This window comes from Homoserinimonas flava (assembly GCF_054969005.1).
Map to the genome: position 1 here is coordinate 469,687 of NZ_JBUEQS010000002.1, position 18,062 is coordinate 487,748.

An 18,062-nucleotide genomic window follows, 5' to 3' on the forward strand; every position below is an offset into this window, starting at 1 on the left:
CGAGCGATGACCGATGACATCCGCAGGCGCCCCGAGCCACATCGCGTGCTCGAGACCCTGCACGGGCACCTGCGGGCCAGGCCCCCGGCTGTCTATGAGGCCATCGCGCGGCGGAGCGATCCCGGCCCGCACGCGCGCAGCGACTTCTTTGCCGACCCGAGGGCGCAGCTCATTGTGACGCAGGGGGGTCGCTGGTATCGCGGAGAGTATCGAGTGGTGGCAGACGATCACGGCTCGCACATCATCCACACCATTCTCGACATCTCACGGAGCCAGCGCCCACTCGGCCGGTTCTCGGGGAGAGCCGTGATTGAGCGGGCGCCGGCGGAGTTCGAGCGGATGCTGCGGCAGTTGCGTCTCGAACTCGAATAGTTCGGCAGCTACGTGCGGGGTGTCGCCCGTCTGAGAAGCACGAAGCCAGCGAGCGCGCAGGCGACTGTCGGCACGAGCAACCACAGCGCAACGCCGAGCGGGCCGTTGTCGACGAACCATGCTCCGACGGCACCCCAGCGTTCGCTGAGGGTGATGACGGCGGCGGCCCCGAGGATGACGAATCCGAGGATGGCGAAGAACACGATCATCCCGAAGCTCTTCCACCGCACATACACCGATGCGGTCGCCGCCCCCACAAAGAAGAAGAAGACAAGGACGAGGAAGTACTGGAGGAACTGGGTCGGCACGTTGTCGGTCGAGAAGTACACGACGTCGAACATGCGGCCACCGAGACCCCATCCGCTGGTCGCCCGCTCGACAACATTGAGGATCGTGAGCCCCGCGGCGTAATACACGCTGAGCGCGATGAACACGAGCCCTGAGCCGAGGTAGAAGTCGCGGCGCGTCACGCCGTAGCCGAGGGCGAAGGGGAAGGTCGCGTTCACGGCCTGCACGGCGACGACCATCATGTACACGAAGATGAACGATGACGCCCCGGAGAACTGCATGCCTTCACCGGCGTCGTTCATGGCGGCGTCGCCGGCTGCGGTGCGGATGAGGAGCCAGATGGCGACGTTCGCGACGAAGATGATGCCAAGAATGATCCACGGCAGCACGAGGATGGGGAACGTGTTCGTCAGGTGAAGTTTCGTGACGTTGAGGATGCGCCGCAGCTCGTCGCTGCCGGCGTCACGGTTTTGGAGTGCGGTTGTCGTGGTCATGCGCTCTGCTCGAACTCTCGTGTCGTGGTTCCGGTCTTTCTGATGATGAGCTGCTGCAGCGACACCGGCGAAAGCTCGAGCCCTGCGGCAGTAGCGGCCGCGCGATCCTCGTGATTGAGACGGCCGACGGTGACGGAGGCGAGCCCGCCCAGCCCGTCGCGGTGGAGCACCTCGCGGTCGGCGACGAACGCGTCAACCGCACTTCGGGTGCCGACGACGGTCGTCGCCGAATTGCGGAGCGCTTCGGCGCCCTCGTCGATGATGATGCGGCCGTCGTCGATGAGGAGCACATGCTCGAGCAGCATGCTGACCTCGTCGATGAGGTGTGTCGAGAGCACGACGGTGCGCGGATGCGCCGCGTAATCCTCGAGGAGCCGGTCGTAGAAGAGTTGCCTCGCGACGGCGTCGAGGCCCAGGTAGGGCTCGTCGAAGAAGGTGAGCGGCGCCCTGGAGGCGAGGCCAACGATGATGCCGACGGCGGAGAGCTGGCCCCGTGAGAGTTTCTTGATGCGTCGATCGGCGGGCAGACGAAACTCCTCGACGAGTTGGGCCGCGAAGTCCGCATCCCAGTTCGTGAAGAACCAGGGAGCGCTCTTGAAGACGTGCTTGACGAGAAAGTCTTCGGGGTAACGCTGGCTCTCTTTGATGAAGCAGACGTTCTGCAGCACGCTCGCATTCTCGACGGGGGAGGCGCCGAAGACGCGGATGTCGCCGCGGCTCGCGAATTCCTGACCGGTGAGCAGACTCATCAGGGTGCTTTTGCCTGCCCCGTTGCGGCCGAGAAGCCCGGTGATCTGGTGCTCTTCGAGGCTGAAGGTCACGTCGTCGACAGCACGGACGCTGCCGAACGTCTTGCTCAGGCCAGAGACCTGCACAACAGTGCTCATGTTGGGGTACCTTCCGTGATGGTCGTACTGATGATGGCGGCGACGTCGTCACGCGTCATGCCGAGCTTTGATGCCTCGACGAGGAGGGGCTGCACAAAGTCGGTCTCGAAGCGTTCGCGGCGCTGTTCGACGATGCGGTCGCGGGATCCGGTGGCGACAAACATTCCGATGCCTCGCTTCTTGTAGAGGATGCCGGTGTCGACGAGCAGGTTGACGCCCTTGCCGGCGGTGGCGGGGTTGATGCGGTGGAACGCGGCGAACTCGTTGGTGGACGGCACCTGCGACTCCTCGGGCAGCGCGCCGCTGAGGATGTCGTTTTCGATCTGTTCTGCGAGTTGCACAAAGATCGGTCTGCCGTCATCCATTTCGCCTCCGCTTCATGGGTTAGTTACTTGACTAAGTAACCATGTAACCGTAGCTCGTGTCAACACCTAGGCTTCAACAATGTTCGAACTCCACCATCTGACCGCCCAGGAGCAGTGGGACTGGCTGCACCGACGCGAGATCACCCCCCGTGAACTTGTCGACCACTACCTGGACCGCATCGCACGGCTCGATGGGGAGCTCGGCGCCTTTGTCACCGTGACGGCCGAGGCCGCGCAGCACCGGGCAGACCACCTCGGCGACACGGATGCCCCGACGGGCGCGCTCTGGGGGCTGCCATTCGCCGACAAAGACCTCAGCAGACGCGCCGGTGTCGCGACCGGATTCGGCTCGCGCCTCATGGCGGGCCACATCCCGGATGAGAGCGATGAACTCCCGCAGGTGCTCGATGCCGCCGGCGGCATCAGCCTCGGCAAGACGAACACACCAGAGTTTGGCATGCCCTCCTACACCGAATCACTCGTCGCGCCGCCGGCGCGCACGCCATGGAACACGAGCCTCGGCGCCGGCGGGTCGAGCGGGGGCGCGGCCGTCGCCGTCGCCGCAGGGCTGCTCCCCTTCGCGCCCGGCTCGGATGGGGGCGGGTCGATCAGGATTCCCGCCGCCGCGACGGGCCTCGTCGGGCTCAAGCCAACGAGAGGACTCGTGCCAGCGGCATCCGGGGTCGCGTCGCTCGCAGGACTGCCCGTCGCAGGCCCGATCGCCCGCACGGTCGCCGATGCGGCGATGCTGCTCGACGCCATGATCGGCGACGGGGAGTTCCCGTACACGCTGCGGGCACCAAGATCTGCTGAGGGCGCGCTGCTCGGGAGCGCCGTCAGGGGGGAGGGGCGATTCCAGCTCGCTGTCATGACGACGTCCCCGTGGGACGACGCGTACGAGATCACGATCGCCCCGGAGGCGCGTGCCGGGCTCGACGCCGGCATCGAGCACCTTGCCGCGATCGGGCATGGCATCGAGACGCTTGAGCTCGAGGCGGCGCCCGACTATGCGACACACTTCAGGACGATCTGGCAGGCCGGCGCGGCCACTATCCCCGCGGAGGGCGCACAGCTCGACCTCCTCGAACCCCTCACCCGTTGGCTTGTCGAGCGCGGCAGGGCACTCGGGGCGCGGCAGCTGGCCGAGGCGCTCGCGTGGCTTTCGGGCTACGAGCGCTCCGTCATCCGGCAGTTCTCGCACGTCGACGCCGTCGTAACGCCGACGCTCGCCCTGACCCCGCGGCCGGTCGGCTGGTATGACCACGAGGATGCCGAACGCAATTTCGCTCAGCAGGTGCAGTACACGCCGTTCACCTCATTCGTGAACGTGTGCGGCTTGCCAGCCATCACGCTCCCGGTATACGAAACGAGCGACGGCCTGCCAATGGGCCTGCAGCTCATCGGACGGCCCGGTGGAGAGGCGACCCTGCTCGCAATCGGCGCGCAGCTCGAGCGCCGCATTCAGTGGCAGCGCCGACACCCGAAGTGCTGGTAGTGGCGGTGCAGCGGTAGTGGCGGTGCAGTGGCAGAGGGCGGTGCAGTGGTGACGCAGCGCTGAGCGTCAGCCCTGTTCGGCGATGACGGCGCGGATCTCCGCGATGCCGTTGGGGTCGCTCGAGTGGAACCAAGCGCCGGCCTCGAAGAGATAGGTGTCGTTGTGGCCGAGGAGGTCGGCGGCCGGGTCGATCGTGTACGTCACGTCGGTGCCCTCTTCAGTGCGGATGAAGCCTTCGGCTTCGAGGCGCGCCTGCGCATTGACGGCGTCGGCCTCGGTGATGGGTGAATAGCCGGCCGTGAACCATCCGTCGCTGTTGGGCAGGTACCACATGCAGACGAGCCCCCCGTAGTCGAAGAAGAGCGCCTGGACGCTGCCATCGGAGCGGATGTCGGACTCGTAGTCAACCTCATGCACGTAGCCGGCGGAGTCGAAGCCGTCGATTGTCTCCTGGGTGATGATCGTGTTGCACGACAGCGGCGGCGGGCCGGAAGGTTCTGGCGTTGCGCTCGGTTCGGCCTGCGGGGTGCTCGCGCTGGGGGAGGCGGTCGGCTCGTTCGGCTCTTCGGCGCCGGCGCAGCCGACAAGGGTGAGGGCCGCGATGGCCGCGCTGGCGAGAGCGACGCGAAGCTTCATGATCCTCCAGGATGCACTCGAAACGGCGATCGGGCGATCCCGCGGTCACTGCTGAGAATACTGCAGTCTCCCGACATCCGATCAATGGTCTCGCCCGATCTGCGCCTCAGCGATACCCGCCCCGCTCAAGACCGGCCTCGATTTCGAAGCGATTCTCGGCGGCATTGAGGCCGGCGGCGAAGTACAGCGGGATGAAGGCGAGACCGTAGCGGCGCCACTGCGCGCGGTGCACTGCCTCGTGTGCAAGGACGTCGGCGCTGTCGCTGTCGTGCGTGAGATAGACGGCCCCGATCGTGGTGCCGCCCCGACCGAACGCCCATCGGGGGCAGCGGCGCGCGACAATAACTCCGCCGCGACGACGGAGGCGGCCGAGGCTCAGCACGCCGCCCCAGAGCAGCCCCACCGCGGTGGCGAACCAATACCCTGGCCGCGCCACCAGTGGGCTCGTGGCACAGCGCCGCAGCCACGCTCGCTCCGATCCGAACCGCACAATCCGTGCGCACGCGCGCTCAAGTCTCGTGCGGGGGGCGGGAGGGGACATGAGCCCTTTGTAGCAGCACTCAGAGACCGTGCGTCGGGGATACAGTGTGAAGATGACGGGCACGGTGAAGCGGGTCGCACTCGTGTCGATGCACACGCCGCCAGCGCAGCAGGCCGGCACGGGCGATGCCGGCGGGCTCAATGTCTCGCTGCTCGCGACCGCGCACGAGCTGGCCTCGCACGGCGTCGAGGTCGAGTTGCTCACCCGAGCCGAAGGTCAGCCCAGTGTCACCATCGTCGAGCCGGGCGTCAGCATGCACACGCTCCCCGCCGGCCCTGCGGCTCCCGTCGACAAGGCCCGCCTGCCAGAGCTCACGGATGAATTCGGTGAGGCGGTCGCGCAGCTTGCCGGTCGCATGGAGCCCCGGTACGACATCATCCATGCCCACTACTGGTTGAGTGGCATCGCGACGCTTCCAGTCGCGCTCGAACTGCACGTGCCGTTCGTGCAGAGCTTCCACACCCTCGCGGCAATGAAGAATCGGCATCGCGGTGACGGCGATGCGCTTGAGCCGGAGCGTCGCGTGCGCTCGGAGGGCTTTCTTGCCGCGCAGGCAAATGCGGTGGTTGCTGGCTCCGCCGCCGAAGTCGAGAGTCTTATCGACGACCTCAAGGCACCGGCCGAGCGACTGTGGGTCATCCCACCCGGCGTCGACGTCACCCAGTTTCGGCCCGACCGCGCCGGCGCCGCCGCCCGGGTGCGCGAAGCGTACGAGATTGAGGAAGGCCGCCCCGTGCTCGCGGTTGTCGGTCGCGTGCAACCACTGAAAGACCAGGAACTCGCCGTGCGCACGCTCGCCGCACTCCAGGGGCTTCGCGGATGGACCCCCGTGCTCGTCGTCGCCGGCGAACCGACACCCGGTGATGAGCGCTACCTCATCTCGCTGCACATGCTGGCCGAACGGCTTGGTGTTGGTGAGGACATCCGCTTCGTCGGGGCGCTCGATCGCGACGCGCTCGCCGATCTGCTCACGGTGGCAACGATCACGCTCGTGCCCTCGCACTCTGAAACGTTCGGGCTCGTCGCCCTCGAGTCGGCCGCGAGCGGCACCCCGGTCGTCGGCTATCGCAGCACAGGGCTCACCGAGTCTGTCGTCGACGGCGCCTCGGGCGTGCTGCTCGAAACGCGAGACCCGCGCGCCTGGGCCGCGACCATCAACCGCATGCTCGACGACCCGATCGAGCGCGAGCGGCTCTCACAGAGCGCCAGGGAGCACGCGCTCGGCTACACCTGGGGCTCGACCGGTGCCGCGCTCCTCGGCCTCTATGCGAGCCTCGTCGAGGCGCGACGCTAGGCCGACGCTACGGTCGGCGACGCCAGGGTTGCGGTGTCAGGGCCGCGAGGTTAGGGCCGCGAGGTTAGGGCCGCGAGGTTAGGGCCGCGCGGTTAGGGCCGCGATGATGCGAAGCACGGTCGGCAGGTCGTCGTCGGCGTCTGCGAGCGACGCGGGAGCGAACGCGGTGATGCCGGCACCCGCGAGCGGCACGGCCGTGACGAGTGCACGGATGATCGAGACCAGCGTCGCAGCGCCAAAGCCGAAGGGCACCGGATTGCTGAGACCCGTGATCTCGCCGGGGTCGAGCACGTCAAGATCCACATGCACGTAGACCGAGCTTGCGCCCGTCGCGGTGACCGCGTCGACCACCGCCTGTGCGGTTGCTTCAGCCCCGAGCATCCGGATGCCGGACTCACGCACGTAGTCGCTCTCGCCCGGATCGATGTCGCGAGCCCCCACGATGACCACGCGGGCGGGGTCGAGCGGATGCTGCGGCACGAGCACCTCGGCACCGTCGCCGAGCAGCGTGCGCAGCACCATGCCGGTGAAGGCTCCCGATGGCGACGACTCCGGAGTATTGAGGTCGGGATGCGCGTCGAACCAGACGAGGGCGATGTCATCGTCGAGCACGTGGCCCACTGCGGCGAGCTCGACGCCGCAGTCTCCGCCGATCGTGATCGCTGGAGCCGGCCGTGTCGTGAGGGCGTCTGCGAGTCGGTCGCGGACGGTCGCGACCGAGGTGCAACGTGCCACCCCGCAGCCCTGATCATCGCCAGCCTCGGCCGGGATGTCGATCACCGTCGTCGATGACGACGGCAGGTCACGGCTCAGCGCGAGCGCACCGTCGGCGAGCCGCAGCGCACGTGACGACGCGGAACCCTGCCACTGGGGAACGACGAAGAAGGAGGCGGCCACGGCGTCAGTCTGCCACGCCGTAGCCGCCTGCCGACACTGTCACTCGCCGGAGGTGACGGCCTTAGGGCTGCTGCCGGCTTTGAGCGCGGCCAGCCGTGCATCAAGTTCGATCGCCTGGTCCGAAGTCTCAAGCTGTTCGAACTGGGCATCGAGGCTCGACGCGGCGAGCTCCTGAGAGCCGAGCACGCGGGATTCTTCGCGGCGCACCTTCTCTTCGAAGCGGCTGATCTCGCTCGTGGGGTCGAGAAGGTCGATGCTCTTCATGGCATCCATGACCTGCGTCTGCGCCTGCGCGGTCTTCGCGCGGGCAATGAGCTGGTCACGCTTCGACGAGAGTTCGCCAAGCTTGCCGCGCATGGCGTCGAGTCCGCGCTTGAGCTGGTCGACGACCGACGTCTGGTTTGCGATGATCGGCTCGGCGTCGCGAGCCTCCTTCTCCGCGGCCATCTGGCGTCCGAGGGCGACCTTGGCGAGGTTGTCGAACTTGTCTGCATCGACGCCGTTGCCGCCGGCGCGGAGCTCATCGGCCTTGCGGCTCGCCGCAATCGCCTTGCGGCCCCAGTCTTCGGCGTTCGCGACATCCTCTGCATGATCTTGCTCAAGCATCCGAAGATTGCCGATCGTCTCAGCGATGGCGGCTTCGGCCTCGGCGATGCTGTTGGAGTAGTCACGCACCATCTGGTCGAGCATTTTCGCGGGGTCTTCTGCGGCGTCGAGCAGCGCATTGATGTTGGCTTTTGCCAGTTGCGCGATGCGTCCGAAGATCGATTGCTTGGCCATGCGGCGTCCTTTCGTCACGGGCACCTGCGCCCTCAGGAGCGACTGTATCGGAACCATCTCAGAGGAGACAGAGAGCGCGGCTCGCCGGGTGGCGTGGAACTACTCCAGCGTGACCGACGACCCAGCCGCACCGACGGCGTGAGCCACAGCACTGCCCTGGGTGCGCACCTGAACGACCGCGCTGAGGTCATACGTGCCGGGGGAGAGCGCTGCACCCGTCTCGCAGCTGACAAGCGCGACAGCGGCGTCGAGCTCGACCGATTCGCCCGGCAACAGCACGACGTCGATCGTCTCGGCGGTCGACGCCTCGGCGCTGAGCGCAACAGCGACCCCATCGCGCGAGAGCGTGATCGTGGGCGCCGAAAGGGTCACGCTGAGCGCAGCGGCGCTCGTGTTGGTCACGGTGATGATGCCCCTGTACTCGTCGCCGTCCGCGGCAGCGCTCTCGGCGAATCGCGAGGTCACCGCAAGACCGCTCGCTGTTGTCCCGACCTCGACGGGTGCCTGCCCGCACTGGTCGAGGGTTCCGGAGTCGACGGGCGCGCTGCTGTCTGCCGCGCTGTCATCCGATTCGGTGCTGAACTGGTCGACTCCGCCACTGGCTGGGTCGGATCGCTCACTTGTCGAAGTGCTGACCGGCAGCAGCATGGTGCTCGCGGTCGCGCCGATCCCGACGACAACGAACACTGCGAGGGTGGCAACGCCGGTCGTTGCCACCGCGGAAATTCGCCGTCGCCGCCGACTGCGACGAATCACCGCCCCGGTGTCAAGCGCGCCCGAGACGGGGGCCTCGGCAATGGCACGGCGGAGTTCGTCTTCGGATGCCCTGGGGCGAGAGTCAGCGGACATTGGGTCCTCCTGCAGTGCGTGAGGGTGTGGTGAGCGCTTCTTCGTCGCGAGCATCGCTCCGCAGCGCGACGGACATGCGCCCGAGACCGTCGCTGAGGTATCGCTTGACGGCGCCGGAACTGATGCCGAGGGCGGAGGCGATGTCGTCGACCTTGAGATCGTCATAAAACCGCAGCACAATGCAGGCGCGTTCGCGCGGCGCAAGCTTGCGAAGCTCGCCAAACACATCGAGGCGTTCATCGCTCGCCGGCGTCGGCGACTCTTGCGCCTCCGGCACTGCCGCGAGGTGGGAGATGCGTCGCCAACGGGTCACGCGCCGGCCACCGTCGAGGTGCGCGTTGAGGATGGCGCGGCGCACGTAGGCTTCGGCGCTCTGCAGGCTCAGCCCGTTCTTCAGCCGGCCGAACGTCTTGACGAGCGCATCCTGCACAAGGTCGGCCGCGTCATCCGGTCGGCCCGAAATGAGGGTCGCATAGCGAAGGAGGGCGTCACCGCGCTCAGCGACGAGGTCGCTGATTACGCCCTCCCAGGCTGCGGTCGCCACGTTGTCCCTCCCCGGTGCACGGCGTGCACGCCTTCACATTATGAGACGCGCGGGGGAGCGAAAACGTTGGGGAGCGTGCCTAACTGGCCGAGAAGCGCTCGCGGAGCTCGGTGAGTTGTGCCGTGAGCGCCGCTGGGAGCTTTTCGCCGAACTGCGAGAAGAACTGCTCGGTGTCGTCGAGTTCGGCGAGCCACGATGCCGGGTCGGCAGCAAACAGCTGTTCGAGCTGCGCGTCGCTGAGCTCGAGCCCATCGACGTTGAGCGCGCCGGGCGACGGCGTGTAGCCGAGCGGAGTGTCGCTCGCCGTCGCCTGCCCGTCAACACGGTCGAGGATCCACTCAAGCACGCGCGAGTTTTCGGCGAACCCGGGCCAGATGAAGTTGCCCTCGTCGTCTTTGCGGAACCAGTTGACCTGGAAGATTCGCGGCATGTTGCCCGCGGCACGGAGACTGTTGCCCACCTTGAGCCAGTGCGACCAGTGGTCGGCCATGTTGTAGCCACAGAACGGCATCATCGCGAACGGGTCACGACGGAGCTCGCCAACAGTGCCCTCGGCTGCAGCGGTGCGCTCGGAGGAGATGGTGGCACCGATGTACACGCCGTGCTCCCAGTCGCGTGCCTCAACGACGAGTGGCACATTGGTCGCGCGGCGGCCACCAAAGATGATCGCGTCGATCACAACGCCCTGCGGGTCATCCCACGACTCAGCGATCGAAGGCGCCTGGTGAGCTGCGACCGTGAAACGCGAGTTCGGGTGGGCGGCCGGGGTCGGAGAATCCGGAGTCCACGGCTTGCCCTGCCAGTCGGTGAGATTCGCGGGTGCCTTGTCGGTGAGACCTTCCCACCACACGTCACCGTCTTCGCGGAGCGCAACGTTGGTGAAGATCGTGTTGCCCCACAGCGTGTCGATTGCGGTGGCATTGGTCTTGCGGCTTGTGCCGGGGGCAACCCCGAAGAAGCCGGCCTCTGGATTGATGGCGCGCAGGCGCCCGTCGGGGCCAGGGCGCAGCCAGGCGATGTCATCGCCGATGGTCTCGACCTTCCATCCAGGGATGCTCGGCTTGAGCATCGCGAGGTTGGTCTTGCCACACGCGGACGGGAACGCGGCGGCGACGTGGAACACGCGGCCCCTCGGGTTCGTCACCTTGAGCAGGAGCATGTGCTCGGCAAGCCATCCCTCATCGCGGGCGAGCACGGAGGCGATGCGGAGCGCGAACGACTTCTTCGCCAGGATCGCATTGCCGCCGTAGGCGGAGCCGAACGACCAGATTTCGCGGGTCTCGGGAAAGTGGCTGATGTATTTGGTCTCGTTGCACGGCCAGGCAACATCCGCCTCACCTGGGGCGAGGGGCGCGCCGACGCTGTGCACCGCTGGAACCCACTCGGTGTCATCGTCGATGAGGTTCAGTGCCGCCGTACCCATGCGAGTCATGACCGCCATGCTCGCGACGACGTATGGGGAGTCGGTCACCTGCACGCCGAGCTTGGCGAGGGGGCTGCCGATGGGGCCCATCGAGAACGGCATGACGTACATCGTGCGGCCGCGCATCGCGCCGTCGAAGAGTTCGGCGAACGTGGCGCGCATAGCGTCGGGCGCGATCCAGTTGTTGGTGGGGCCTGCATCCTCTTCGCGCTCTGAGCAGATGTAGGTGCGCGATTCGACGCGAGCGACGTCGGACGGGTTGCTCCGCGCGAGAAAGCTGTAGGGGCGGTGCTCAGGGTTGAGCTTGGTGAGGGTGCCCGCGGCCACCATCGCCCGCGTCAGGCGATCCCATTCCTGGGGAGAGCCGTCGCACCACACGATGTTCTCGGGCTTCGTCAGCTCGGCGATGGATTCAACCCATTCGATGACCTTGGCGTTGGCGCCAGACGGCGCTCCCGTCGGGCTCGACGATGCCGGGGCGGTGATGCTCTGTGTCGTCAGGGTCATGGGGTATCCGTCCGCTCGGCACGCGCTGCGTGCAAAAATCTCAAGTGATTCCATTGTGACGCTACGTTTCTGGGACTCGTGTCAGATTTTTGGTGCAAGAAGGGCCGATCTTTCGATATGCTCAAGACGTGACCGATCTTGCGACGCTGGGACAGCGCATCCGCCACTTCCGCAACGGGGCAGGACTCACGCTCGACCAACTCGGCATCGCCGTCGGCATCGCCGGCAGTCAGCTCTCCCTCATGGAGAACGGCCGTCGCGAGCCACGGCTCTCTCTCCTTCAGTCGATCGCCGAAGCGCTCGGCATCCAGGTCGCAGAGCTGCTCAGCGCTGAGCCGCCGACGCATCGGGCGGCCCTCGAAATCGACCTCGAACGGATGCAACAGGGCGCGCTGTATGCAGGGCTCGGCCTTCCGCCTATCCGTGCGTCGCGCTCGATGTCCGATGAGACGCTGGAAGCGCTCGTTGGGTTGCACCGCGAACTCGCGAGGCGGGCTCGCGAGGCGATTGCGACGCCCGAAGAGGCGCGTCGAGGCAATACTGAGCTGCGGCATCAGATGCGGCGAAAGAACAACTATTTGCCCGAGCTCGAGACCCTTGCCGAAGAGACGCTTCGCAGCGTCGGGCACACCTCCGGCGCGCTCACGCACCGCTCGGTGGCCCTCATGGCAAAGAAGCTCGGGTTCGACCTCATTCACGTGGATGATCTGCCCCACTCGACGCGCTCTGTCACTGATCTTGAGAACGGGCGAATTTACCTTCCGCCGGCGTCAATCCCTGGTGGCCACGGCCTTCGGTCGATGGCTTTGCAGGCAATGGCGCACCGCCTGCTTGACCACCACGAGCCTGATAGCTATGTCGAGTTTTTGCGTCAGCGGCTCGAGATCAACTACTTCGCGGCCGCCTGCCTTATGCCGTTGAAGCCCTCGGTCGACTTTCTCAGTGCCGCGAAAGACGAGCGAAACCTTGCGATCGAGGACTTCCGCGACGCGTTCGGCGTGACGCATGAGGCCGCGGCTCTGCGCTTCACGAACCTTGCAACGTCGCACCTCGACATGACCGTGCACTTTCTTCGCGTGGGCGACGACGGCGCGCTGTACAAGGGCTACGAAAACGACGGATTGCTGCTGCCGACGGATGTCACGGGTTCGACTGAGGGGCAGCTCGTGTGTCGCCACTGGAGCGCGCGCGTCGCGTTTACCCGCACGAATCGCACGACCGAGTTCTACCAATACATCGACACCCCGAGCGGAACGTTTTGGAACTCGACGCAGACCGGCACCGGCACGCAGGAGGAGTTTTCCATCACGTTCGGGGTGCCGTTCAACGACGCGAAGTGGTTCCGCGGTCGCGATACCCGCAACCGGGAGGCGTCGCGGTGCCCCGACGTGAACTGCTGCCGCCGGCCGTCGGGCGACAAGGCACAGCGGTGGTCGGGGCGGGCCTGGGCGAGTGCCAAACTGCACGCCCACATCCTGTCGCCGTTGCCGTCTGGCACGTTCCCTGGGGTTGACGACAGCGAACTCTATGACTTCCTCGAGGCGCACTCTGGCGACACCGACTGAGTCGGCGCGCTCCGTGGGTCTGCGCTCCGGGTGTCAGAGTCGCGCGTAGCGCGCCCGCACGAAGCAGTAGGCACCATAGAGAATGAGGCCGAGGGCGACGGCCCCGAGCACGAGAGGGCCGAAGGGCAGCTCGACGAGCGACTTGAGCGCACCATCGAGACCGGCGGATGCTTCGGCATCGACGGTCAGCGCGGCGACCGCGAAGAGCACGCCGACAACGGCGATCGCGACACCCTTGGCGATGTACCCGATGGTGCCGCTCGCGACGGTGGCACGCCCGAGCATGCCTGCTGGCACCCGAAGATCTTCAACGAACTTCTGGCGCGCGCCCTTTACCGCGAAGTAGGCGCCGATCGCAATGACGCCGCTCGCGACGACGAGCAGCAAAGCGATGCCGAAGGGGGAGCCGAGGAGGGTCGCGCTGAGCGCCTTGGCGTCGCCGTCTCCCGACCCGGACGATGACCTTGTCGCGGCGCCGAAGGCCGTGAAGCCGACGGCAGCGTAGGCGATGGCCTTGCCGAGTTCTTTCAGGCGCTGCATCCACGCATCACGGTCGGAGCCGCGCACAAGGGCGGCCTCGAGAAGCTGGAAGAGGGCAAGAGCCCAGAGCCCAGCAGCGATGAACCAGAGGATGGCTTCGCCCGCTGGGGCCGAGGCCACCTGTTCCAGTGCCCCTCCCGCGTCGGCGCTGCCGCTGCCCCCGAACGCGATCGTCACCGCGATCGCCCCAATCAGCATGTGGAGCAGGCCGTTGACGACGTAGCCGCTGCGGGCGGCGACGCGGAAGGCGGTGTTGTTCTGCACCGACGAAGCGAGCGACCGTGCGTTCGATGAAGGGGACATGATTCGACACGGTAGTCCCGATTCGCCGGCGCATGGAGGCCTACGCTGGGATTGCTGGGTTCGAGTCGAAGGAGTGAATGGATGCGCTGCATTGTTGTCACCGAACAGGGCGGCCCAGAGCGTCTTGAGCTGCGGGAGCGGCCCGTGCCCGAACCGGCCGCCGGGGAACTCCTGGTGCGCACGCATGCGGCGGGCGTGAACTTTTTCGACATCTATCAGCGCTCCGGCGTCTATTCGGTGGAGCTGCCGTTCGTGCCCGGCCGTGAGGCTTCGGGCGTTGTCGAGCGGGTGGGGGAGGGTGTGGCCGGTTTCGAGCCCGGTGATCGCGTCGCGTCGGCGGAGGCTCCCGGGGCCTACGCGGAGTTTTTTGCCGTGAAGGCATCTGCCGTCACGGCGGTGCCGCCGTCGGTCGATCTGGATGTCGCGGCAGCCCTGCCGCTCCAGGGGCTCACGGCGCACTACCTCGCGACATCGGTGGCACCGCCTTCGGCAGGCGAGACCGCGATCGTGCACGCTGGGGCCGGCGGTGTTGGCCTGTTGCTGACGCAGCTGCTTGTCGCTCGCGGAGTGCGGGTCTTCACGACGGTGTCGACGCCGGAGAAGGCGGAGCTGAGTCGCGCGGCCGGGGCGTCCGAAGTCTTCGGCTATGACGACTTTAGAGACCGCGCCGTGGCGGCGACGGGCGGTGAGGGCGTCGCGGTGGTGTACGACGGTGTTGGCCGCACGACCTTCGACGATTCGCTTGCGTCGCTTCGCATGCGAGGCACGCTCGCCCTCTTCGGAGGATCGAGCGGGCAGGTGCCTCCGTTCGATCTGCAACGGCTCAATTCGGGCGGTTCACTGTCGGTCATCCGCCCCAGCCTGTGGCACTACCTGCGCGACGAGGAGGAGCGCCACTGGCGCTGGAGCGAGCTGTTCGCCGCGCTCGACGACGGTTCGCTTTCGGTGCGCATTGGCGGCCGTTTCGCGCTCGAGGATGCGGCTGACGCCCACGCGGCGCTCGAGAGCCGCGGCACGACTGGCAAGCTCATCCTGCAGCCGTAGCACAAAGTGAAGGAGAGAAATGGTGACGCAGAGAGCGGCGGAGGATTCGGTGAGTGGGGTCCTTGCGGAGCTCAAGGCGCTTGAGGACCCCAGGATTTTGGCGGTGAATGAACGCCACGGCGACGACCATGCGGTCAATCTCACCAAATTGCGGGCGGTAGCCAAGCGGCTCAAAACGCAGCACGAACTCGCCGGCGAACTCTGGAAGACGGGCAACACGGCCGCCAGGCTTGTCGCCCTGCTCATCTGCCGCCCCAAGGAGTACAGCGCCTCGGAGCTTGATGTGATGCTCCGCGAGGCGCGGGTGCCAAAGGTGCACGACTGGCTCGTCAACTACATCGTGAAGACGAACCCGCATGTGGAGCAGCTTCGCGTGCTGTGGTTCGATGATGCCGATCCCGTCGTGGCGAGTGCCGGATGGGCGCTCACGAGCGACCGCGTCAACACGGCACCAGCGGGGCTCGACCTGCCCGGGCTGCTCGACCTCATCGAGGCAGCAATGAAGTCGGCACCGGCTCGCCTGCAGTGGGCCATGAACGACTGCCTCGCCGCGATCGGCATCCACCACGAGGGGTTCCGCGCCCGTGCGCTCGACATCGGCGAGCGACTCGAGGTGCTGAAGGACTATCCGACCCCACCGGGATGCACGTCGCCATTCGCCCCCATCTGGATCACCGAGATTGTGCGGCGGCAGTCTGCGCCCTGAATGACCGGCAGATGGCCTGCCTCATGTCGCAATCGGTGCCCTCGGAGGGATTCGAACCCCCGACCTTCGGTACCGGAAACCGGCGCTCTATCCCCTGAGCTACGAGGGCGGAACGCTCCGGGCGTGGAGGCCCGGAGCGCGGATCTAAGGTTAGCAGCCTGCCGCACGGCCTTCGTGCAGGCGTGTGTGCGCTACGGCAGTCTCGAGAGCGCCGTCGTCGTGAGCTGTTGTGCGTCGGCGGCGGCTGTGAAGAAGTCGGATGCCGCGGTCACGAGGTACTCGCCCGCGATGACGGTCGCGGTGCCTTCACCAAACCAGCCTTCGCCGCCGAGACCGTCGGCGGAGGTCGCGCTGCCGCTGAGCTCCGAGCGCACCTGGGCGAGCATGGTGGGGCCGGGGTTGGCGGCCGACACGATGATCGTTTCGCCACTCGTGAGGTTTTGGTAGTGGCACGCGATGCCTTCGGCGGCGACCGCTCGGTTGCCGGCAGTGCCGTGCGCCGTGCCCGCGACGAGGGCGAGATTTGGGTTGTAGGCGTAGATATCGTCGGCGGTGAGGAGCTGCTCACAGGTCACGCCGATCGGTGTCGCCTCTTCGGGTGCTTCTGCCGTGGGCGTCGCATCTGGTTCCGCACTCGGGGAGGGGCTCGCGCTGCTCGGCCGCTCCGACCCGTCGGAGGCGCCGGGGGAGGGCTGGGGGTCTTCGCTCGCGCATCCAGCGAAGGTGAGGGCGGCCGCGACGGCGAGCGCGACGACGCCGAGGCGGCGGATGCTCGGGGTGCGGCGGGGAAACACGGGGTGCAGTTCGTTGAGGCTCACGTTCCCATCATGCAGGCTCGCCCGCCCGGGCTCAGGATGCCTCACCCGATAGAATTCGAATTGTGACCCCCGCCGAACTCTCCGCCGCTCTGCTCGACATCGTCAACGCCACCGTCGCGGCTCGCGGGGCAACCGTCCCGGTCACGATCGACGATGTCCGCCTCGACCGGCCCAAGAATCGCGACCACGGCGACTGGGCATCGAGTGTCGCAATGAAGCTGGCGAAGCCGCTCGGCGTGAGCCCCCGTGAGGTTGCCGCCGAGTTGGCGGCGGCGCTCGCCAAGGTTGAGGGTGTGGCATCCGTCGACATCGCCGGCCCGGGTTTTATCAATGTCACGCTCGACGCGGCGGCGGCCGGTGCGCTCGCCAAGTCGATCGTGGAGCAGGGGGATCGCTACGGCCACAGCGACAGCCTCGCCGGCCAGAACATCAACCTGGAGTTCGTCTCGGCGAACCCGACCGGTCCGCTGCACATCGGGCACACCCGCTGGGCGGCGCTCGGCGATGCGCTCGGCCGTGTGCTCCGCGCGGCGGGGGCGACGGTCGCGAACGAGTTCTATATCAACGACGCGGGCAACCAGATGGACAACTTCGGCGCGAGCGTGCTCGCCGCCGCAAAGGGTGAGCCGACCCCCGAGAACGGCTATCCGGGCCAGTACGTGAGCGATCTCGCACAGGCGGTGCTGCAGCGGGAGCCTGGACTGCTTGAGTTGCCGGCAGACGAGGCGCTCGCGGTCGCGCGCGAGACCGGCTACGAGCTGCAGCTCACCGAGCTTCGCGAGTCGCTTGAACGCTTCAATGTGCACTTCGACGTGTGGTTCTCGGAGCGTCAGCTGCACGCGGGTGTGCCGAGCGCGATCGACTCGGCCGTTGACCGGCTTCGGGCGCAGGGTCACGTCTACGACGAAGACGATGCGATCTGGGTGCGAACCACCGACTTCGGCGACGATAAAGACCGGGTCATCAAGCGCGGCAATGGCGTGTACACCTACTTCGCCGCCGACGCCGCCTACTACCTCTCCAAGACCGACCGCGGCTTCGGTCACAAGATTTATCTCCTCGGCGCCGACCACCACGGCTATGTGCACCGCATCAAGGCGATCGCCGGGGCATCCGGTGACGACCCCGCGCGCGATGTTGAGGTGCTCATCGGCCAGCTCGTCTCGATCAACGGCGCCAAGCTTTCGAAGCGGGCAGGCAACATCATCGAGCTCAACGACCTGCAGGCCTGGCTCGGCACGGATGCCCTCCGCTACTCGCTCGCACGGTACCCGGCCGATTCGCCCCTCACCCTCGACCCCGAGGTGCTGCAGCGGCGCACCAACGACAATCCCGTTTTCTACGTGCAGTACGCGCACGCCCGCACCAATCAGGTGGCGAGGAACGCAGATGCCGCTGGCATCGGTCACGACGGATTCGACGCGTCGACGCTCGCGCACGAGACCGAGAGCGTGTTGCTCGGTGTGCTCGCGGAGTTTCCGCGCATCGTGCAGCAGTCGGCCGAGTTGCGCGAACCGCACCGTGTCGCCCGCTATGCGGAACAGCTTGCCGGCGCCTACCACCGCTGGTACGACAATTGCCGCGTGACGCCGCTCGGCGATGACCCGGTCACCGCCGTACACTCGTCGCGACTGTGGCTCAATGACGCGACCGGGCAGGTGTTGCGCAATGCGCTCGGCCTGCTCGGCGTGACCGCCCCCGAGAGGATGTAGCC

Annotated in this window: 19 protein-coding genes and 1 tRNA gene; 7 read left to right on the plus strand and 13 right to left on the minus strand. The window is 66.8% G+C overall.

Features of this window, described 5'->3' with window-relative positions; all coding sequences use genetic code 11:
* Window positions 1-6 precede the first annotated feature (6 nt).
* Entirely contained in the window at window positions 7-372 is a 366-nt protein-coding gene (locus ACY48M_RS07705) for a hypothetical protein (RefSeq protein ID WP_462819682.1), read from the plus strand.
* A gap of 8 nt (window positions 373-380) precedes the next feature.
* Here the strand turns inward: ACY48M_RS07705 and ACY48M_RS07710 are convergent, their stop codons facing one another.
* Genes ACY48M_RS07710 through ACY48M_RS07720 form a run of 3 tightly spaced genes read right to left on the minus strand, consistent with a single transcriptional unit; the run spans window position 381 to window position 2,406 of the window.
* Window positions 381-1,154, minus strand: a complete 774-nt coding sequence (locus tag ACY48M_RS07710; protein ID WP_462819683.1) for an ABC transporter permease — start codon at window positions 1,152-1,154, stop codon at window positions 381-383.
* Window positions 1,151-2,041, minus strand: a complete 891-nt coding sequence (locus tag ACY48M_RS07715; RefSeq protein ID WP_462819684.1) for an ABC transporter ATP-binding protein — start codon at window positions 2,039-2,041, stop codon at window positions 1,151-1,153. Before ACY48M_RS07715 ends, ACY48M_RS07710 begins: the two co-directional genes overlap by 4 nt.
* Entirely contained in the window at window positions 2,038-2,406 is a 369-nt protein-coding gene (locus ACY48M_RS07720; protein WP_462819685.1) for a GntR family transcriptional regulator, read from the minus strand. Before ACY48M_RS07720 ends, ACY48M_RS07715 begins: the two co-directional genes overlap by 4 nt.
* Before the next feature lie 79 nt (window positions 2,407-2,485).
* Between ACY48M_RS07720 and ACY48M_RS07725 the strand changes: the two genes are divergently transcribed.
* Complete coding sequence (locus ACY48M_RS07725; RefSeq protein ID WP_462819686.1) at window positions 2,486-3,901, plus strand: amidase; 1,416 nt, start codon at window positions 2,486-2,488, stop codon at window positions 3,899-3,901.
* 66 nt (window positions 3,902-3,967) lie between these two features.
* Here ACY48M_RS07725 and ACY48M_RS07730 read toward each other — a convergent pair whose 3' ends face one another.
* Both ACY48M_RS07730 and ACY48M_RS07735 read right to left on the minus strand, forming a co-directional pair.
* Complete coding sequence (locus tag ACY48M_RS07730) at window positions 3,968-4,537, minus strand: hypothetical protein (RefSeq protein WP_462819687.1); 570 nt, start codon at window positions 4,535-4,537, stop codon at window positions 3,968-3,970.
* A gap of 106 nt (window positions 4,538-4,643) precedes the next feature.
* Entirely contained in the window at window positions 4,644-5,078 is a 435-nt protein-coding gene (locus ACY48M_RS07735; protein ID WP_462819688.1) for a hypothetical protein, read from the minus strand.
* 52 nt (window positions 5,079-5,130) lie between these two features.
* Here ACY48M_RS07735 and ACY48M_RS07740 point away from each other — a divergent pair, with 52 nt between their 5' ends.
* Complete coding sequence (locus ACY48M_RS07740) at window positions 5,131-6,372, plus strand: glycosyltransferase (RefSeq protein ID WP_462819689.1); 1,242 nt, start codon at window positions 5,131-5,133, stop codon at window positions 6,370-6,372.
* A gap of 78 nt (window positions 6,373-6,450) precedes the next feature.
* Here ACY48M_RS07740 and ACY48M_RS07745 read toward each other — a convergent pair whose 3' ends face one another.
* The 5 genes from ACY48M_RS07745 to ACY48M_RS07765 all read right to left on the minus strand — a co-directional run bounded on the left by ACY48M_RS07745 (window position 6,451) and on the right by ACY48M_RS07765 (window position 11,372).
* Window positions 6,451-7,269, minus strand: coding sequence for an arginase family protein (locus ACY48M_RS07745; protein WP_462819690.1), 819 nt, complete (start codon window positions 7,267-7,269; stop codon window positions 6,451-6,453).
* Window positions 7,270-7,308: 39 nt separating this feature from the next.
* A complete protein-coding gene (locus ACY48M_RS07750) occupies window positions 7,309-8,049 on the minus strand; it encodes a PspA/IM30 family protein (RefSeq protein WP_462819691.1) in 741 nt (246 codons plus the stop codon).
* 99 nt (window positions 8,050-8,148) lie between these two features.
* A complete protein-coding gene (locus ACY48M_RS07755; RefSeq protein ID WP_462819692.1) occupies window positions 8,149-8,898 on the minus strand; it encodes a hypothetical protein in 750 nt (249 codons plus the stop codon).
* Window positions 8,888-9,442 carry a sigma-70 family RNA polymerase sigma factor gene (locus ACY48M_RS07760; RefSeq protein WP_462819693.1) on the minus strand — a complete coding sequence of 185 codons (555 nt, stop codon included), beginning with the start codon at window positions 9,440-9,442 and terminating at the stop codon, window positions 8,888-8,890. The genes ACY48M_RS07755 and ACY48M_RS07760 overlap by 11 nt, the downstream gene beginning before the upstream one ends.
* A 79-nt stretch (window positions 9,443-9,521) precedes the next feature.
* Window positions 9,522-11,372 carry a phosphoenolpyruvate carboxykinase (GTP) gene (locus ACY48M_RS07765; RefSeq protein ID WP_462819694.1) on the minus strand — a complete coding sequence of 617 codons (1,851 nt, stop codon included), beginning with the start codon at window positions 11,370-11,372 and terminating at the stop codon, window positions 9,522-9,524.
* A 128-nt stretch (window positions 11,373-11,500) separates the two neighbouring features.
* Between ACY48M_RS07765 and ACY48M_RS07770 the strand changes: the two genes are divergently transcribed.
* The gene (locus tag ACY48M_RS07770; RefSeq protein ID WP_462819695.1) at window positions 11,501-12,937 is read left to right on the plus strand and encodes a helix-turn-helix domain-containing protein; all 1,437 of its coding nucleotides are present in this window, start codon (window positions 11,501-11,503) and stop codon (window positions 12,935-12,937) included.
* A gap of 33 nt (window positions 12,938-12,970) precedes the next feature.
* Here ACY48M_RS07770 and ACY48M_RS07775 read toward each other — a convergent pair whose 3' ends face one another.
* Window positions 12,971-13,780 (minus strand): DUF1206 domain-containing protein, encoded by an 810-nt coding sequence (locus ACY48M_RS07775; protein WP_462819696.1) that lies wholly within the window; start codon window positions 13,778-13,780, stop codon window positions 12,971-12,973.
* A gap of 81 nt (window positions 13,781-13,861) precedes the next feature.
* Here ACY48M_RS07775 and ACY48M_RS07780 point away from each other — a divergent pair, with 81 nt between their 5' ends.
* Window positions 13,862-14,824 carry a quinone oxidoreductase family protein gene (locus ACY48M_RS07780; protein WP_462819697.1) on the plus strand — a complete coding sequence of 321 codons (963 nt, stop codon included), beginning with the start codon at window positions 13,862-13,864 and terminating at the stop codon, window positions 14,822-14,824.
* 19 nt (window positions 14,825-14,843) lie between these two features.
* Window positions 14,844-15,530, plus strand: a complete 687-nt coding sequence (locus ACY48M_RS07785; protein WP_462819698.1) for a DNA alkylation repair protein — start codon at window positions 14,844-14,846, stop codon at window positions 15,528-15,530.
* 36 nt (window positions 15,531-15,566) lie between these two features.
* Here ACY48M_RS07785 and ACY48M_RS07790 read toward each other — a convergent pair.
* Both ACY48M_RS07790 and ACY48M_RS07795 read right to left on the minus strand, forming a co-directional pair.
* Window positions 15,567-15,639 (minus strand) — tRNA-Arg (locus ACY48M_RS07790).
* A gap of 82 nt (window positions 15,640-15,721) precedes the next feature.
* Window positions 15,722-16,348: a hypothetical protein gene (locus ACY48M_RS07795; RefSeq protein ID WP_462819699.1), complete on the minus strand. Its 627-nt coding sequence runs from the start codon at window positions 16,346-16,348 to the stop codon at window positions 15,722-15,724.
* Window positions 16,349-16,410: 62 nt separating this feature from the next.
* On the opposite strand from ACY48M_RS07795, the gene argS reads away from it, so the two are divergent.
* The gene (argS, locus tag ACY48M_RS07800) at window positions 16,411-18,060 is read left to right on the plus strand and encodes an arginine--tRNA ligase (RefSeq protein WP_462819700.1); all 1,650 of its coding nucleotides are present in this window, start codon (window positions 16,411-16,413) and stop codon (window positions 18,058-18,060) included.
* Window positions 18,061-18,062 lie beyond the last annotated feature (2 nt).

Excerpts from the sequence above, each read along its gene's own strand:
- ACY48M_RS07705 (WP_462819682.1), top strand. The coding sequence starts at position 7 with ATGACCGATGACATCCGCAGGCGCCCCGAGCCACATCGCGTGCTCGAG.
- ACY48M_RS07710 (WP_462819683.1), bottom strand. The coding sequence starts at position 1,154 with ATGACCACGACAACCGCACTCCAAAACCGTGACGCCGGCAGCGACGAG.
- ACY48M_RS07715 (WP_462819684.1), bottom strand. The coding sequence starts at position 2,041 with ATGAGCACTGTTGTGCAGGTCTCTGGCCTGAGCAAGACGTTCGGCAGC.
- ACY48M_RS07720 (WP_462819685.1), bottom strand. The coding sequence starts at position 2,406 with ATGGATGACGGCAGACCGATCTTTGTGCAACTCGCAGAACAGATCGAA.
- ACY48M_RS07725 (WP_462819686.1), top strand. The coding sequence starts at position 2,486 with ATGTTCGAACTCCACCATCTGACCGCCCAGGAGCAGTGGGACTGGCTG.
- ACY48M_RS07730 (WP_462819687.1), bottom strand. The coding sequence starts at position 4,537 with ATGAAGCTTCGCGTCGCTCTCGCCAGCGCGGCCATCGCGGCCCTCACC.
- ACY48M_RS07735 (WP_462819688.1), bottom strand. The coding sequence starts at position 5,078 with ATGTCCCCTCCCGCCCCCCGCACGAGACTTGAGCGCGCGTGCGCACGG.
- ACY48M_RS07740 (WP_462819689.1), top strand. The coding sequence starts at position 5,131 with ATGACGGGCACGGTGAAGCGGGTCGCACTCGTGTCGATGCACACGCCG.
- ACY48M_RS07750 (WP_462819691.1), bottom strand. The coding sequence starts at position 8,049 with ATGGCCAAGCAATCGATCTTCGGACGCATCGCGCAACTGGCAAAAGCC.
- ACY48M_RS07755 (WP_462819692.1), bottom strand. The coding sequence starts at position 8,898 with ATGTCCGCTGACTCTCGCCCCAGGGCATCCGAAGACGAACTCCGCCGT.
- ACY48M_RS07765 (WP_462819694.1), bottom strand. The coding sequence starts at position 11,372 with ATGACCCTGACGACACAGAGCATCACCGCCCCGGCATCGTCGAGCCCG.
- ACY48M_RS07775 (WP_462819696.1), bottom strand. The coding sequence starts at position 13,780 with ATGTCCCCTTCATCGAACGCACGGTCGCTCGCTTCGTCGGTGCAGAAC.
- ACY48M_RS07780 (WP_462819697.1), top strand. The coding sequence starts at position 13,862 with ATGCGCTGCATTGTTGTCACCGAACAGGGCGGCCCAGAGCGTCTTGAG.
- ACY48M_RS07785 (WP_462819698.1), top strand. The coding sequence starts at position 14,844 with ATGGTGACGCAGAGAGCGGCGGAGGATTCGGTGAGTGGGGTCCTTGCG.